15 protein-coding genes are annotated in these 15027 nt (G+C 47.4%); 11 read left to right on the top strand and 4 right to left on the bottom strand.

From position 1 onward, the window contains the following. The first annotated feature begins 30 nt into the window (after window positions 1–30). Window positions 31–771 (top strand): phosphoglyceromutase, encoded by a 741-nt coding sequence (locus HXT58_RS04225; protein ID WP_004119231.1) that lies wholly within the window; start codon window positions 31–33, stop codon window positions 769–771. 171 nt (window positions 772–942) lie between these two features. Here HXT58_RS04225 and phoU read toward each other — a convergent pair whose 3' ends face one another. Then, entirely contained in the window at window positions 943–1623 is a 681-nt protein-coding gene (gene phoU, locus HXT58_RS04220; RefSeq protein ID WP_004105212.1) for a phosphate signaling complex protein PhoU, read from the bottom strand. A 241-nt stretch (window positions 1624–1864) separates the two neighbouring features. Here phoU and HXT58_RS04215 point away from each other — a divergent pair, with 241 nt between their 5' ends. Then, the gene (locus HXT58_RS04215) at window positions 1865–3133 is read left to right on the top strand and encodes a sensor histidine kinase (protein ID WP_415705852.1); all 1269 of its coding nucleotides are present in this window, start codon (window positions 1865–1867) and stop codon (window positions 3131–3133) included. Between the two features lie 82 nt (window positions 3134–3215). Here HXT58_RS04215 and HXT58_RS04210 read toward each other — a convergent pair whose 3' ends face one another. Then, the gene (locus HXT58_RS04210; RefSeq protein WP_004105210.1) at window positions 3216–3482 is read right to left on the bottom strand and encodes a DUF2530 domain-containing protein; all 267 of its coding nucleotides are present in this window, start codon (window positions 3480–3482) and stop codon (window positions 3216–3218) included. Between the two features lie 185 nt (window positions 3483–3667). On the opposite strand from HXT58_RS04210, the gene HXT58_RS04205 reads away from it, so the two are divergent. The 3 genes from HXT58_RS04205 to HXT58_RS04195 all read left to right on the top strand — a co-directional run bounded on the left by HXT58_RS04205 (window position 3668) and on the right by HXT58_RS04195 (window position 6835). Further along, on the top strand, window positions 3668–4813 hold the full coding sequence (locus HXT58_RS04205; RefSeq protein WP_004119219.1) for a CHAP domain-containing protein: 1146 nt from the start codon (window positions 3668–3670) through the stop codon (window positions 4811–4813). A 135-nt stretch (window positions 4814–4948) separates the two neighbouring features. Next, window positions 4949–5671 carry a C40 family peptidase gene (locus HXT58_RS04200; protein ID WP_410295121.1) on the top strand — a complete coding sequence of 241 codons (723 nt, stop codon included), beginning with the start codon at window positions 4949–4951 and terminating at the stop codon, window positions 5669–5671. A gap of 138 nt (window positions 5672–5809) precedes the next feature. Then, window positions 5810–6835: a universal stress protein gene (locus HXT58_RS04195; protein WP_004105206.1), complete on the top strand. Its 1026-nt coding sequence runs from the start codon at window positions 5810–5812 to the stop codon at window positions 6833–6835. Between the two features lie 222 nt (window positions 6836–7057). On the opposite strand, the gene HXT58_RS04190 is transcribed toward HXT58_RS04195, so the two are convergent. Next, entirely contained in the window at window positions 7058–8323 is a 1266-nt protein-coding gene (locus HXT58_RS04190) for a glycosyltransferase (RefSeq protein WP_421775657.1), read from the bottom strand. 152 nt (window positions 8324–8475) lie between these two features. Beyond that, a complete protein-coding gene (locus HXT58_RS04185; protein ID WP_032842320.1) occupies window positions 8476–8895 on the bottom strand; it encodes an OsmC family protein in 420 nt (139 codons plus the stop codon). A 151-nt stretch (window positions 8896–9046) separates the two neighbouring features. On the opposite strand from HXT58_RS04185, the gene HXT58_RS04180 reads away from it, so the two are divergent. From HXT58_RS04180 to HXT58_RS04155, 6 genes are all read left to right on the top strand, one after another. Continuing rightward, on the top strand, window positions 9047–9919 hold the full coding sequence (locus tag HXT58_RS04180) for a thymidylate synthase (protein ID WP_004105202.1): 873 nt from the start codon (window positions 9047–9049) through the stop codon (window positions 9917–9919). Window positions 9920–9996: 77 nt separating this feature from the next. Then, window positions 9997–10629: a dihydrofolate reductase gene (locus HXT58_RS04175; RefSeq protein ID WP_421775618.1), complete on the top strand. Its 633-nt coding sequence runs from the start codon at window positions 9997–9999 to the stop codon at window positions 10627–10629. Window positions 10630–10678: 49 nt separating this feature from the next. Continuing rightward, window positions 10679–11227, top strand: a complete 549-nt coding sequence (locus HXT58_RS04170) for a low molecular weight protein-tyrosine-phosphatase (RefSeq protein ID WP_004105200.1) — start codon at window positions 10679–10681, stop codon at window positions 11225–11227. A 294-nt stretch (window positions 11228–11521) separates the two neighbouring features. Next, on the top strand, window positions 11522–12889 hold the full coding sequence (locus tag HXT58_RS04165) for a dipeptidase (protein ID WP_064340451.1): 1368 nt from the start codon (window positions 11522–11524) through the stop codon (window positions 12887–12889). Between the two features lie 158 nt (window positions 12890–13047). Continuing rightward, window positions 13048–13686, top strand: a complete 639-nt coding sequence (locus HXT58_RS04160) for a DUF3043 domain-containing protein (RefSeq protein WP_004105197.1) — start codon at window positions 13048–13050, stop codon at window positions 13684–13686. 153 nt (window positions 13687–13839) lie between these two features. Beyond that, the gene (locus HXT58_RS04155) at window positions 13840–14613 is read left to right on the top strand and encodes a DUF4191 domain-containing protein (RefSeq protein ID WP_410295780.1); all 774 of its coding nucleotides are present in this window, start codon (window positions 13840–13842) and stop codon (window positions 14611–14613) included. The last annotated feature ends 414 nt before the right edge of the window (window positions 14614–15027 follow it).

The following is a 15027-nucleotide window of genomic DNA, read 5'->3' as shown; positions in this document are numbered from 1 at the left end:
AGTCGTATGAAACGAATAGACTAGGTAATTATGACATACAAATTAGTATTGCTCCGACATGGTCAGAGCGCATGGAATAAGACCAATCAGTTCACTGGTTGGGTTGATGTACCGCTGACTGAGCAGGGTGTCGAGGAAGCTAAGCATGGTGGCGAGCTTCTTAAAGAGAAGAACGTTCTTCCAGACATCGTGTTCACTTCTTTGCTTCGTCGTGCTATCAATACCGCGAATTACGCGCTTGATGCAGCCGACCGCCTTTGGATTCCAGTTCGTCGCAGCTGGCGTTTGAACGAGCGTCACTACGGTGCTTTGCAAGGCAAGAATAAGTCTGCAATTCGTCAGGAATATGGCGATGAGAAGTTCATGATTTGGCGTCGCTCTTACGCAACTCCACCTCCTGAGATTGATCCAAATGATCAGTATTCCCAGGCTAACGATCCGCGTTATGCTGGCGAACCAGTTCCAGAAACTGAGGCTTTGGCAAACGTCGTGACTCGCGTAACTCCTTACTGGGAGTCGGATATTATTCCAGAGCTTAAGTCCGGCAAGACTGTAATGATTGCTGCTCACGGCAACAGCTTGCGCGCAATCGTTAAGATGCTCGATAACTTGAGCGAGGAAGAGATTTCCAAGGTGAACATTCCAACCGCTATTCCTCTGCTTTACGAGTTGGATGAGAACTTCAAGCCAATCAAGCCTCGCGGTGAGTATTTGGATCCAGAAGCTGCTGCTGCCGGTGCTGCCGCTGTGGCTGCTCAGGGTCAGAAGTGAGATTCTGATTCGCTGGCTTTGGAGCGCTTAAGTTAGTTTTGAGAGCTTAAGTTAGCTTTTAAAATAAAAGTAGGTTTGCAATTAATTTGCAAACCTACTTTTTGTTTACTTTTATTTTCATGCGCGCTTTGTGCAACTTGAAATTGCGTAGCGTGTTTTGCTGTAACCGCGTTACGCTACAACAGTGTCTTTATCTGGCTCTGGCTTCTTGGACGGATCGAATCCGGAAACAATAAACACAATTTGCCTTGCGACGGCAACGCAATGGTCTCCAATTCGCTCAATAAAGCGGCTAAGCAGAACGACATCAATTAACTGCCTGCGCGTACCCTTCCAATTTTCGCCTTCTACCAGCTCAAAAATCTTCTCGTGCAATTTGTCGAGCGCATCGTCGCCAGCAATAATAGTTTCCGCAATTTGCACGTCGCGATTTGCAACCATGGTCGTTAAGCGACCTGACAGTTCGCGCAAGAAATCAACCATTGCAACAATAGTTTCGCGTCCTTCTTGTGCAATAGCAGATTCAGGCCAGGTTCGTCTAGTAATTTGAGCGATATGACTTGTTAAATCTCCCATGCGTTCAAACGTTGCAGCTAATCGCATTGTAGCTACAACTTCGCGCAAGTCCGTTGCCACAGGGTTTTGGCGAGCAAGCAAAGTCAAGCATTGGTCAATAGTGTTTGCTTCTAAAGCGTCTAAGTCTGCGTCTTTATCGATAACAGTTTGAGCAGCTTCCAAATCCGCGTTTAAAAGCGCGCTTCCAGCATCGTTCATAGCTTTTGCTACAAGTTCTGCCATGCGTTCGATGTTTGAAGCAATTGCCTTCATTTCTTCGTTGAAAATTACTCGCATGGTGCGTCCTTTCTCAGTGCTGTGAGTTTATTTGAACGCCTAGTTTGCACGTCGCTATAAGTCAGGCATCCTATGTAATTATAGACGACGCTGGTAACGAAGCGACCGAAACTTTACGGCGGTGTAAAGTTTCTGCCGTTTTTGTGGTGATTTTCGACCGAAACTTTACAGCCGTGTAAAGTTTATGCCGCTTTTTAGTTGCATAGTTACAAAAGCGCGCAAAGTATGAGATTATAGGAGTATGCCTCAAGGTTCTTCTGCGGTTGTGATCGTTGTATTTGTTGCTTTCGGCGTGCTTGCGTTGTGCGTTGTGCTTTCGTTGTGTGTGTTGATGTCGGATTGGTTTTCTACAGTTTGCCGTCTTTTTAAACGAGCGTTTAATTATATTCGTGGCGCAAAGTATGACGAAAGCGACGACATAAGCGACGACATAAGCGACGATTCAAGCGACAACGCAAGTGACGATATCAGCTACGACGCGTCCCAAGTTTTGGCAATGCTCGACATGCCAACTGTTGTAATTGATGCCAACAATGACGTAATTCGCGCAAGCTCCGAGGCTTATTTGCTGGGTGTTGTTAGCGATGATTCGTTATGCCAGCCTCGCGTTCTTCAAGCTGTTAATTCCGTGCGAGCTTCTGGCGGATTCGAGCGCTTCTCTTTGGTTACTTCGACACCTGAGCGTTATGTGTCAATAACTGTAAATCCTCAAGAGTCAACCACTGTTTCGCGCCCTAATTGGCTTACTGTTACGGCTGGAAGCATTGGAGGCGGTATCGTAGTTGTAATTATTGAGGATACGAGTGCAGCTCACCGTTTTGCGCAAACTCGCGACGACTTTATTTCCAACGTTTCTGAGCAGTTAATGCGATCTACTCGCAACTTAACTCAGCTTACGAAAGTTTTGCAAAACGAACAAGTATCTGCGCAAAAAATTAAAGATATTGCGCAAATTGCCGGTAAATCTTCCAAGAAACTTGAGCACATGCTTGAAGATTTGTTGTGGCTGGTTCGCGCTCAAAATCCTATTGACTTAGATTCTGCGCAAGTATTTTCTTTGAATGATGTTTTGTCGTATGTGCAAAATCAAGTTGCTTCATTTGCTAAGGATTGTTGCGTACGCGTTGTGTCAAAAGTCGATTCGCGTTTGTGCGTGCGCGGTGAAATTTCGCAAATTCAAGCTGCAGTGCGGAAATTAGTTGAGAATGCAATTACGTATTCTCCAAAAAATTCTACAGTTTCGCTATCTGCGTCACTATCGACAGATGGTCAATACGCTGTGATCCGTGTTGTAGATCGCGGAGTTGGCATTGATTTGCAAGATCAGTCGCGAATTTTTGAACGATTCTATCGTGCGAATAATCAAAATAGTCAAAGCCAGGATGGCGTTGGTTTAGGGCTTGCAATTGCCAAGCATGTGGCACTTACGCACCACGGAAATATTACTCTTTGGAGTATGCCGGGGCAGGGTACTACCGTAAGTTTTGCGCTACCAATTGCAAATAAATAAGCAGCAAATTAGTAAGTTAGAAAATCAGTAAGTTAGCAAGCCAGCAAATCAGCAGTAAATAATTCAGCAAATCAGCAATAAACTATTTTCCTAAGCGCCTGTAGTCCCAGCGGTCAAAATGTTCCCAAATTAATAGCAGAACGCCAATAATTGTTCCCGATGCGCAAAACAACACAGGAAACCAAGTTGTAATATGCAGTAACGCAACGATAAGCGCAATTATTGTTGCGACTAGCCACGCGATCGTTCCTATAGCAAAAACCTTTCGCAAATCAACTCGCAGCGGTTTTGGTGCTGCTTTTCGTGCATCAGGATTAACTATAGGTGCAAATTTCATACTTCCAACCATACAACTTACCGAAGTCTAAGTGTGACGAGTGCAGCTTAAGCGCGAAAATTAGCGGATTTAGGCTGTGTGCGTTTCTTACATCCTAACCACGTTGTAACCTTTCACATAGAGGATTGAAAGAAAGTCAGTTGGGGGTGTGGCGTTTGTGCGCTGCGTTCCACGTTTAACATAAGAAAGTGATTAGTATGAGACATGCTGCACATGGTGCCACAAAAGCAAAGAGGCATGGAGATTCGCCGCTTTCGCTGTTTGTAGCTCAGCGTGGCGCGCATGGTGCGCATAGTGTGCGTGGCATGCGTTCTGTTCAAGCTAATCGTGTTAGTGAGCGTTTGGCTGCGGTTGCTACTAGCAATGGTGCTGTTGTAGAGCTTCCAGAAGCTGTTTCTGAGCGTTTGCAGGAGCTTGTTCCTCAAAGCAGGCGCGCGCTTAGGTTGTCTAAACTTGCTAATGAGCGTCGTCGCAATGTAATACTTTCGACTTCTCTTGTTGCAATGGTTGGTACTGTTGCAGCTACTATGGCTTTAACTAAGGTTAATAGTTTTGATTCTCGCGCTTCCGAATTTGAGCCATCTATGACTGCAGTTGGCGACGCATCTTCAACAGTTTCGCGTTCTAGCCAACGCGAGTCTCTTGATCCTATGGCAACTATTAATAACGCTGTTGACTCTATTGAGAATGCTGCTAAAAAATCGCATAATGCGAACTCTGCTGATGCTGCAAATGGCGCGAATGAAAGTAGTTCTGCTCGCTCGAATTCGAAGCATGAAAACTTAGCCGATAAAGTTGCTAATTCGGTACAACCTGGCACTTTTTCTACTATATCTTCGAAGTCTGATTCGTGGAATTTAGGTTCTGGTTCAGGCTTTAATATTGCAGAGATGTCACGTTCTGCTGCGAATAATCCTAAGGTTGCTTTGTTGATAGATAAAGACTTTGATGTTTTGCCGAAGGGCTTTAATCCAAATCATGCAACTGGTGATACTGGTAACGCGTATGAGTTCAGCCAGTGCACGTGGTGGGTGTATGTTCGTCGCCATCAGTTAGGTTTGCCTGTTGGCTCGCATTTTGGCAACGGAAATATGTGGGCTGATTCTGCGCGCAATCTTGGCTATTGGGTAGATAATTCCGCTCGTCATGTTGGCGATATTATGGTGTTCCGCTCAGGTCAGGCTGGTTCTGATCCGTTCTACGGACACGTTGCAGTTGTTGAAAAAATTAATTCAGACGGTTCTATTGAAACTTCTGAATGTGGTGCTTCTTACCAAGGACGAACTTTCTCGCGCAAGTTTGACGCTAAGGAAGTTTCTCAATATCAGTTTATTCATTACTAAAGTTGTACTACTGAAGCTTTGTTACTAAAGCTGCTTTATTAAAATTAGTTTGTTTATTACTAAAATGAGTTTGCTTGTTACTGGCGTTGCTAATTTCTCTCGTATGTAATGCCCCGATGATATACTGCAAAAAGTATGCTAAAACAAAGTAGAATTTTCTCAGTTTTTGTATCAGCTGCCGCTGCAGCTTCAATGCTTACTGTTATGGCGCCATTCGCCATGGCAGAATCTTCGCATGAGCTTTCCGAGTCAGCTGTCACTTCTACGCGCGCATTTCCAAAGGTGACGAATGTGCGTCGCGATATTTTAACTGAATCTACTTCTACTGATGTCGACGCAAATTCTCATTGGGGTGGCATAGAAAGCTTGAATGTACCTCAAACTAAGACTCCTAGCGAACAAGCTGCTGAAACGGCACGCCGTGCTTTTGCTGGAAATGCTACTGCAAGCCGTTCTGGTTTCCGCAGTGGTGTTGAACAGGTTCCTCTTGCTTCTGTAGTTCCTCCTGATGGTAAGTCTGTTGCCTCTCTTTTGAATTTTGCTACTCAATTCTTAGGCAAAGTGCCGTATCGCAGCGGTGGCAATACTCCTACTGGATGGGATTGCTCCGGTTTTGTGCAGTATGTTTTTGCTAGTGTTGGTATTTCTTTGCCTCGTACTTCTGGAGCGCAGGCAACTGTTGGAACTCCAATCCCAAGTTTGGCTCAAGCGCAGCCTGGAGATATTATCGCGAATGCGCAGCATGCTTCTATTTATGTTGGCAACGGCATGGTAATTAATTCGCAGCTTGCTGGCACTAAGTACGATCCTATCCGCTACGTGTTCCCAGGCGGGTACTCTATTCGTCGCATTCTGTAGCTTCTATAGTTTCTGTAGCTTCTGTAGTTATATATCGCAAAACTGCCAACACTCAATCTAAAATTACGCTACAATAGTACTTACAAGTTGTGCGCGAGTGACGCTGCTGTCGCGAGTGCAAGTATGAGGAGGTTGGCAATGATCCCAGAAAAAGCTGTATTGGTTGGAGTTGACGGCTCACACGCGAGTTATAAAGCGGTTTGGTGGGCTGCAAATTACGCAAAGCATGCTGGGTTGCAATTGCAAATTGTTTGCGCTTATTCGTTGCCAAGTTATGCTGCTGTTTCTTTTGATGCCACCTACACTGCGATTGGTGACGATAATGCAGCTCATCACGATGCGCAAGAAATTCTATCTAAAGCAAAAGCTGTTGCTCTTGAGCAGGGAGTTGACGCGACTACGCTAATTGTTACGGGCGATCCTTCTTCGGTTTTCGTGGAACTTTCTCGTAACTATCAGCTTATTGTGATTGGTAATCGTGGAAAAGGTGGCTTGGCAGAGCGTTTGCTCGGCACAACTAGTTCTTCGCTTCCAGCTTATGCGTATTGCCCAATTGTGGTTGTGCCTTACACTGACGATGACGGTCAGCGTATTCACTTGAATAATACGATTACGCGTGTGGCTGTTGGCTCTGACGAGTCAAAGTGGGGGCTTAAAGCTCTTGAAATTGCGGCTGATTTGGCGGATAGCTGGCATGCTGAGCTTGATGTTATTTCCGCAGTGCCAAGAGTGCAAGGTGCTGAGGGCGATACTGCTGTTATGGGATCGTACATGGAGGATCTTGAGGAGCGCGTGAAGCCAATTTTGCAGCGTTTGCCGGATTTGCAAATTCATCGAACTGTTGTGCCTGGTTCTGCCGTTGAAGCTTTGACTCAGGCTAGTTTGAATCATGATCTTGTGGTTGTTGGTTCTCGCGGTCGCGGTGGCTTTACCGGTTTGCTGCTTGGTTCGATTAGCCAGGGATTGTTGCAGCATTCTTCGAGGCCTGTGTACGTTGTGCCGCGCAAGTATGTGGAATTTAGTGCAGCTCAGGTTGCAGCAGCGCAAAAGCAGCATTCTGAAGCGTCTATTGACGATATTTCCGGAGTACATGAGGTTGATGTGCCGAAGGCTGGTAAAGAAGCTGCTAAGGAGATTGAGCAAACAATCGATCCGCTGCGTTAGCGCGAAAGCATGTCGTTACGTGCGCAGTCGCTCATCTGCACCAGTAACGAAAAACGGCAGAAAACTGTGCGGCTGTGTGCAGTTTCTGCCGTTTGCCAGCCGGATTCCGACCAAAACTTTACAGCGGTGTACAGTTTCTGCCGCCTACGCGTTGTGCTGCGCTCAAGCATGTCATCGCGACCGCGTTTTGGAGCGTTTGGAGCGTGAGAGCGTCTAATCTTGCTACTCTTGCGGCTCCGCTTCAGTATTCTCGCGCTTTTTCAGCATAAAACGCGCGCGCCTGGCATCTCGCTTAGCTTTCTTTTCAGCGAGCTTCTCTTTGTTCATCTCGATTGCGCGCTTGTAAATCTTAAGCAGCTCAAGCGCTTGGCTCTTAAAATCGTTATTTTTCGAATACTCGAGCACGTTCGCCTTAAGCTGAGCCTGCTCAGCTTCGCTCATATTCAAAACTTTACTAAAAACAGTCTTAAAATCTTCCTTAGTATCCCACTGATACCCGTTTTGACCGCTAATAATCTGCTTCTCATTCGGCACATCATGCTTTACAAGCGCAAACAGACCGGAAGCCATTGCCTCTAGCATTGAAAGTGAGTGCATTTCGGAAAGTGATGCGGTTGTGTAGTAGTCCATTGCGTGCAAATACTTTGGAATTTCCGTGTGAGCAATAGGCCCAAGCAAGCAAATTCTGTCGTCAAAACCATTATCTGCCACGCGCTTGCGCAACGATTCCAAATCAGGACCGCCGCCAATAACAAATAAGCGCGCTTTTTCGCGAGGAAAATCGCAATACATAAAGTTGTCAATTAATTCTGAAATATTTTTTTCAGCGCCGATTCTACCAACGAAAACAAACAGCTTAGTAGAGTCAGAAACGCCATATTTTTCGCGGAAAGCTTTGCGGAATGCAAGTCGCTCAGGCGTTGGTAGGAACTTCTTATATTCCACAGCGTTATTCAGCACAATTACTTTTTTATCAACCTTCTGACGGTCAATATATGCCTGTGCTTTAGGAGACATGCTCGTAATAATTGTGGCATTTTTCGAGAATCGCATAAAATATTTCGCCGAAATATTGCGAGAGAACTCAGTAAAATGCTTTAAGCCAATGTAAAACAGGAATTTATCGTATTCTGTGTGAAGCGTGTAAATAACGGGAATATGCTCTTTTTTTGCTACTTCCAAGCCGATTTCGCCAATGCCAAATTCGTTTTGAATATGAATGACATCCGGCTTAAATTTAAGAGGAAGTTGCTTTCGCATGTGACCAATCGGGAGCGCAACGCGGTATTTGTAAAGCTTTTTAAGCAATATGCCCGGAACGTAAACAACTCCATCTTCAAGTTTGGTTTTGCGCTGTTTTTCGGAGCCGACCGTGACTACTAGCACTTCATGACCAAGCTCTTCATACATCTTTTTGAGCATATAAGACTGTGTTGCGACGCCATTTATGTACGGTGGATACGTTTCGGTAAAAATAGCGATTTTCAAAGTTTCCTCCGGTTGCATACATGCATGCGTAGCGTCATTATTGCGCAAATATCTTGTGTACTCAATTGTGCCACACGTGGTGAATTTTAGTGTGATTTTAGTGCGATTTTAGTGCGATTTTTCGCGACTTTTGGCGCGACTTTTGGCTTATTCTAGCGGCGAACCGTAACGTTTACGCTAACTTGCGCGCCTTTTTCGAGCGTATGCTTAACAGTACAACCCCTGGAAATGTGGCGTTCCATGCGCTCTTTTAGTGCGGACGCATCTTCCTGGCTGAGTGCAGGTTTTGCGCAAGTTGCGTCAAGAGTGACATCTTCTTGAAAACGCAAGTACGTGCCTTCTTCCGCGTCGTACGTGCCGTTTACTACAACTCGTGCTCCAGCGCCCTCGCCAATAGCGTGTTCTGCAGCGTACTGGCTGCTAAGAGCTGTGCAACCAGCTAAAGCGATTTGCATTAATTCAACCGGGTTGAACATGCCTTCGCCGTGACCAAACTTCAAGCTCACACCGTCGTTGCTGTGTGCTTCCCAAGTGCCGTCCTCGTTGCGCTCTACCCATAATCTTCTAGACATTTTTGCTCCTTTGCTGTAGTCGTTTTTGTTCATGTTATCGTAAGGATTGTAACTTTGTGCTCAATTGTCGAATCTAGCGTTTTGCGTGGTAGGCATATGGTTTTACGAGCGCAATTCTTTAAATTTATTAGCGCTTTGTTAACATGGCAGCATGGCTTTAACAGAAGAAGAACTTGCAGCAATTCGCGCGCGGGTACCACAAAAACCGCTTTCCAGCATCCCAACTCCTTACGAGGATTTAGTGCGAAAAATCCTCACGGAAGGCACTCTAAAATCAGATCGCACAGGCACTGGTACGATTTCGCTTTTTGGCCAGCAAATCCGCTTCGACATTAGCAAATATTTCCCGCTTATCACCACGAAAACCGTGTTTTTCAAAGGACTTGCGTACGAGTTGCTTTGGTTCCTTAAGGGTTCGAGTAACGTGCGTTGGTTGCAGGAAAATGGCGTTCACATTTGGGACGAGTGGGCGGACGAAAACGGCGACTTGGGTCCTGTTTACGGAGTGCAGTGGAGGAGTTGGCCGGCGCCAACCGCGGAAAATCCAAACCGTACAATTGACCAAATCGCAAACGTGCTGGATCTTATGAAGAATCACCCGGATTCTCGTCGCATGATTGTTAGCGCTTGGAATCCTGCGGAAGTTGAGCATATGGCGTTGCCGCCTTGCCATTCGCTTTTCCAATTTTACGTTGCTGACGGCAAGCTTTCGTGCCAGCTTTACCAGCGCTCTTGCGATATGTTCCTTGGCGTGCCGTTTAACATTGCGTCTTACTCGCTTTTGACGATGATGATGGCTCAGCAAGCAGGTCTTGAGCCGGGCGAGTTCGTGTGGACGGGCGGCGATTGCCATATTTATGACAATCACGTTGAGCAGGTGCTTGAGCAGCTTTCGCGCGAGCCGTACCCGTATCCGCAGCTTGAAATTCGTAAGGCGGATTCGATTTTTGACTACGATTACAGCGATTTTAAGGTGGTTGATTACAAGCATCATCCGACGATTAAAGCACCGGTTGCGGTGTGATTGATTGCAAATTATTTTGCTTGATTTTGCTTGATTTAGTTTAATTTTTAGCTTGTTTTAGCGTGTGAGGTGCGTATATGGCAAACAGCGTGTCGCATAATTTCCCTGTGCGACTGATTTGGGGCGAGGCTTCTGGTTTGGACGGCAAGCCCGGCGCTATGGGCGTAAACGGAGGCATGCCGTGGCGACTTTCGCCGGATTTGCGCTATTTTAAGGCGATGACTATCGGCTGCCCTGTGATTATGGGTCGCGGTACATGGGATGCGATGCCTCCGAAATTCCGTCCGCTTCCGGGTCGCGAAAATATTGTTGTTACGCATAATCCTGATTTTGTGGCGGATGGAGCGCGTAGTTTTACTAGCATTGACGCGGCTTTGGATTACGCGCGCGAATGGCTGGAAAATAGGGAAGCGCTGGTAGTTGCGGAAAGCGCATCTCAAGACTTGCCTCAAGACGGACGCGCAATCTGGGTTATTGGCGGAGCTGCGATTTTGCGCGAAATGCTTGCGAATTATCACGCAGACGCAGCTTACGTAACGCAAATTGATGCGAAAGTTGCAGCGGACACATTTGCTCCGAATATTCATGCATTAGTTGATGCAGGAAAATGGCATGTTGCGCGCGAAGGCGAGTTTGAGGAAGCGCCGCTAAAAGTTGGTAGCGAAAGCAATCCTGCACGATACCGGTTTATGGTATATGAGCCTGCTTAGTAAACGAGAAATCGCAAAGTAAACGAGACAGCAAAATAAACGAGGAAGCATGACTGAAGAATCAAGCAAAATCAAGGTAGACGCACGTCACCCATACACTGTTATGACGGTTTGCACAGGTAATATTTGCCGCTCGCCAATGGCGGAAATTGTGTTGCGCAACGAGTTTCAATTGAGGGGATTGGGCGACGTTGTTGCTGTGCGTTCCAGCGGTGTAAGCGACGAAGAGTACGGAAATCCGATTGACCGCCGCGCGCAAAGGGAATTAACTAAGCGCGGATACAGGCTTCCTGCTTCGCATTTTGCGCATCGAATTGAAGCGGATGAGATTGCGGAAACGAACCTGTTTTTGCCTATGACGGCTTCGCATATGCGTTCGCTTTTGCGTTTGCTGCCGGCGCAAAAACGCGAACTTGTGCACATGTACCGCGCGTTTGACCCGTCACTTCCTAAGCCTCAGCCGGGTCGCGAGATGTTGCTCGACTTGGCAGATCCGTGGTACGGAGGTCCTCGCGAATTTGAGGTTGCGATGGATCAGGTTGAGCAGTGCGCGCCTTATATCGTCGATTGGGTTGCCACGCGCATTGAGAGGGCTTGAAAGCGGCAGAAACTTTACGTGTGTGTAAAGTAATGGTCGTTTGCGCGCCAAAAAGCGGCAGAAACTTTACGTGCGTGCGCAGTTTATGTCGCCTACGTACCAAAAAGCGGCAGAAACTTTACAGGCGTGTAAAGAAACGGTCTCGCAAGCTGACCAAAGTAGATAGTTAAGTTTGCGTCGCGTTTTCTCGCGTTTCCTCATATTTGCGGACATAGTTGCGAATATAGTTTAAATTTGTAGATATAGTTTTACAGGCATCAATTATCGCTCTGTTACTTTTAGTTGGGAGGATTTATGGCAGGTTTGGCTGTCGAAGACGTGCGCGCTCGCGTGCAAAACGCCTGGAATGACGTAGTTTCCGTGCTGAATAAGAAGATTTCACTGGCTGCGGTGTCGGCTAAGGGCATTGCTGGCGAGCATATGCGCAAGTCCGCGCAATACGTGGCTGGGGTATTGCGTGAGGTTGGTATTGACGCGCGCGTCGAGCAGTCTACGAATCCGGACGGCACTCCAGGAGCTTTCGAAGTGGTCGGCTCGCGCATCGTAAACCCAAGCGCGCCAACGGTTTTGCTCTACGCGCATCATGATGTGCAGCCAGTTCCAGATCCATCTGAGTGGGAAACCAACCCATTTGAAGGTACCGAGCGCGACGGTCGCCTCTACGGACGCGGCTCAGCCGACGACGGCGGCGGAATCGCAATTCACTACGGAGCTTTGCGCGCACTGAGCGACGATTTGCGCGTAAATATTAAGGTTTTCATCGAAGGCGAAGAAGAAATGGGCTCGCCAAGCTTCATTCCTTTTATCGAGTCGCATAAAGCCGAATTTGAATCAGACGTAATTATCGTTGCCGACTCCGGCAACTGGTCCGCCGAAATCCCAAGTCTTACAACGAGTTTGCGCGGAAATACCGACGTGGACGTGAAGGTTAAAGTGCTCGGCCATCAAGTGCATTCCGGTCAGTTTGGCGGCCCGATTTTAGATGCTTACACGCTCGCTTCCATGCTTATTGCCTCGCTTTACAACGAGGCTGGCGACCTGGCAGTGCCTGGAATTGAAGCACAGGAGCCGGTTGGCGGTTTGCAGCGCGATTTGGACGAAGCGCAAGTGCGTGCCGACTCTTCCGTGGTCGATTCTTATAAGCTTGCCGGCACCGGTTCTCTCGCAGCGCGCATGTGGACTAAGCCGAGCTTGACGGTAATCGGCATGGACGCACATCCTGTTGAGGGCAGTTTTAATGTGATTGCGCACGAAACTAAGTTGCGTCTTTCGCTTCGTACCGCGCCTTCGCAGCGTCCGGAAGAAGCGCAAAAAGCTTTGTGCGACTTCTTGGTATCTCACGCGCCTTTTGGTGCAGAAGTTACTGCAGAGCCGATTGATAACGGCATGGGTTGGGCAATGGATCCGGATGCTGTTGCAACGAAGGATGCGCTCGCTTCTATGCGCGATGCTTTCGGCGTGGAGCCGGTAAATAAGGGCGAGGGTGGTTCGATTCCGTTTATTCCGGAGCTTCAGCGCATCTTCCCGAAGGCGCAGGTGCTGGTGACGGGTCCGGAAGATCCTAAGTCCAATGCGCACAGCCCGAACGAGTCGATTTCGCTTTCTGGTTTGCGCGGAAATATTGTGACGGAAGCGCTGCTTTTGGATCGATTGGGCGAGTAATTCTGGCTAATTTTGCGCGCAGGCGGCATAAACTTTGCAACGCTGTAAAGTTTATGCCGCTTTTTGCTGCGTAGCCGACTTTTTCTTTACACGCGCGTAAAGTTTCTGCCGTTTCCTCCGCGTCTGCATGCGTCTAGTCTGTTGAGTAATCTGCAAACATGACATGGAATCCATTTGCAAAGAAAACTGCCAATAATGAGGGCGCGTCTACTCCTTCGTTGCAAAAGAAAGTAGCGGATGCAGAATCGTCTGTAGCGACGAAATCTCGCGAAAAAAACGCGCCGACTCCTAAGCGCAACGCTGCTCAGGCGCAAAAGCTTCGTCCACTAGTACCAGCAGATCGCAAGGAAAGCGCAAAACGCGCGCGTGCTCGTCTTCGCGAATCTGAGAATTTGCAATACAACGCAATGCGCACTGGCGATTTGGCGCATATGCCAAAAATTGAGCAGCTTCCGTGGCGTGTGTATATTCGCGATTACGTGGATGCTCGAATTAATATTGGCGAGTTTTTCATACCAGTTGCAGTGCTGATTATGATTTGCTTGTTTGCGCTATCTAAGTTTGTGATTGTTTATTTTGTTTTTGCAGTGTTCTTGTACGCGTATTTGTTTGCATCTGTAATTGACATGTTTGTTATGTGGCGTAAGTTGCGCAAGGAGCTGATTCGTCGTTTTGGTGATGTGGCTGTGTCGCGCAAATCGCGTTCCGGCATGTACGCATTCAGCCGCGCTATGCAGCTTCGTCGCTGGCGTTTGCCTAAGCCGAGTAGCGCAAAGCGTGGTAACTGGCCGAAGTAAGTGCAAAAGTAAGTGCAAATTTATTAATATTTGCACAAGCTACTATTATTATTTGGGATACTCAAAATAACGCGAATATTATGGGGGAAACGCATGGCACAAGATAAAGCACAAAGCAAATCGCAAGGCGCGTCGAAGGGTGCGACGCAAGGCATGAAGAAGCCTAAGAAAAAGCAGGGCATGTTCTCGCAGATCATACGTATTTATAAGTACACGCATTCTGACGATAAGCAGCTGCCTCTGTGGTTGTCTTGCGCGTTTGCTGCGCCGATTTTGGTTGCTGTAATTCTTGGAATTGCATCTCGTTGGTCCATTTTGATGTGGATTATGATGCTTATTACAGCGGTGATGCTTGGTCTGCTGCTGTTTACTGTTGTGCTTACGAAGCGTGCAGATAAAGTTGGTTACGCAAAGTTGGAAGGTCGTCCGGGTGCGGCTGCCGGCATTATTTCTGCGATTAATAAGGGCGGTTTTACTTTTCCGCAGCAGCCTGTGTGGGTGGATGCGCGCACGAAGGATGCGCTTTGGCGAGGCACTGGTTTTAACGGAATTTTCCTCGTTGGTGAGGGTAATTACGAGCGTTTAATGCATGCTATGGATCGACAGGAGCACGCTATTAAAAGCGTTACTGCCGGATCTAATATACCTGTATACCGTATTGCTGTTGGTAATGGCGAAAATCAGGTGAAGCTTAAAGAATTGCGCGGAAAGGTGTTGCGCTCGAAGACGCTACAGCCTGTGAAGCACAAGTTTGCGTTGTTCGATAAAATTCATCCGAACCGCCGATTCTTCCTTACTAAGACGGAGCTTGCGATTTTGAATGAGCGTTTGCGCACGTTGCAAAGCAAGAGTGGATTTGGCATTCCGAAGGGAATCGATCCAACGCGTCCGCAGCGCATCAGCCGTCGTGCAATGCGCGGTAAGTAAATTATTCTTGCGACGGATTGGCGACAGTTACTTTACGTAAATGTGAAGGAACTGTCGCTTTTTGGTGAGATTTCGACATTTTCTGTACACAGCTGCACAGTTTCTGCCGGGATTGCGCGCGCAGGCGGCATAAACTGTACGCGGTTGTAAAGTTTCTGCCGTTTTTTGGTGCGCAAGCGACCTTTATTTTACACGCGCGTAAAGTTTCTGTCGTTTTTCGTTACTGGTGCAGATGGGTGACTGCGCGCGCTGTGCTGCGCTCAAGCAGGTCGTCGCGCGCACAAAACACAACCGAATTCCCAATAAACTACCATGCAAACCTGCCCTGCCTTCGTCAATCGAGACGAAGGCAGACCTCGCTTGCGTTGAAAGCACACTGTGCTTTCAACCTTGAGCAAGCTCGGCGCTCCGAGT

Source organism: Gardnerella sp. KA01000 (genome assembly GCF_049244035.1).
GTDB lineage: Bacteria > Actinomycetota > Actinomycetes > Actinomycetales > Bifidobacteriaceae > Bifidobacterium > Bifidobacterium leopoldii.
The sequence above is the reverse complement of the archived record's forward strand: the minus strand, read 5'-3'. Positions and strand labels throughout refer to the sequence as shown.

What these genes read in the sequence shown, in the direction of transcription:
- HXT58_RS04225 (WP_004119231.1), top strand. Translation starts at nt 31, where the DNA reads ATGACATACAAATTAGTATTGCTCCGACATGGTCAGAGCGCATGGAAT.
- phoU (WP_004105212.1), bottom strand. Translation starts at nt 1,623, where the DNA reads ATGCGAGTAATTTTCAACGAAGAAATGAAGGCAATTGCTTCAAACATC.
- HXT58_RS04215 (WP_415705852.1), top strand. Translation starts at nt 1,865, where the DNA reads ATGCCTCAAGGTTCTTCTGCGGTTGTGATCGTTGTATTTGTTGCTTTC.
- HXT58_RS04210 (WP_004105210.1), bottom strand. Translation starts at nt 3,482, where the DNA reads ATGGTTGGAAGTATGAAATTTGCACCTATAGTTAATCCTGATGCACGA.
- HXT58_RS04205 (WP_004119219.1), top strand. Translation starts at nt 3,668, where the DNA reads ATGAGACATGCTGCACATGGTGCCACAAAAGCAAAGAGGCATGGAGAT.
- HXT58_RS04200 (WP_410295121.1), top strand. Translation starts at nt 4,949, where the DNA reads ATGCTAAAACAAAGTAGAATTTTCTCAGTTTTTGTATCAGCTGCCGCT.
- HXT58_RS04195 (WP_004105206.1), top strand. Translation starts at nt 5,810, where the DNA reads ATGATCCCAGAAAAAGCTGTATTGGTTGGAGTTGACGGCTCACACGCG.
- HXT58_RS04185 (WP_032842320.1), bottom strand. Translation starts at nt 8,895, where the DNA reads ATGTCTAGAAGATTATGGGTAGAGCGCAACGAGGACGGCACTTGGGAA.
- HXT58_RS04180 (WP_004105202.1), top strand. Translation starts at nt 9,047, where the DNA reads ATGGCTTTAACAGAAGAAGAACTTGCAGCAATTCGCGCGCGGGTACCA.
- HXT58_RS04175 (WP_421775618.1), top strand. Translation starts at nt 9,997, where the DNA reads ATGGCAAACAGCGTGTCGCATAATTTCCCTGTGCGACTGATTTGGGGC.
- HXT58_RS04170 (WP_004105200.1), top strand. Translation starts at nt 10,679, where the DNA reads ATGACTGAAGAATCAAGCAAAATCAAGGTAGACGCACGTCACCCATAC.
- HXT58_RS04165 (WP_064340451.1), top strand. Translation starts at nt 11,522, where the DNA reads ATGGCAGGTTTGGCTGTCGAAGACGTGCGCGCTCGCGTGCAAAACGCC.
- HXT58_RS04160 (WP_004105197.1), top strand. Translation starts at nt 13,048, where the DNA reads ATGACATGGAATCCATTTGCAAAGAAAACTGCCAATAATGAGGGCGCG.
- HXT58_RS04155 (WP_410295780.1), top strand. Translation starts at nt 13,840, where the DNA reads ATGAAGAAGCCTAAGAAAAAGCAGGGCATGTTCTCGCAGATCATACGT.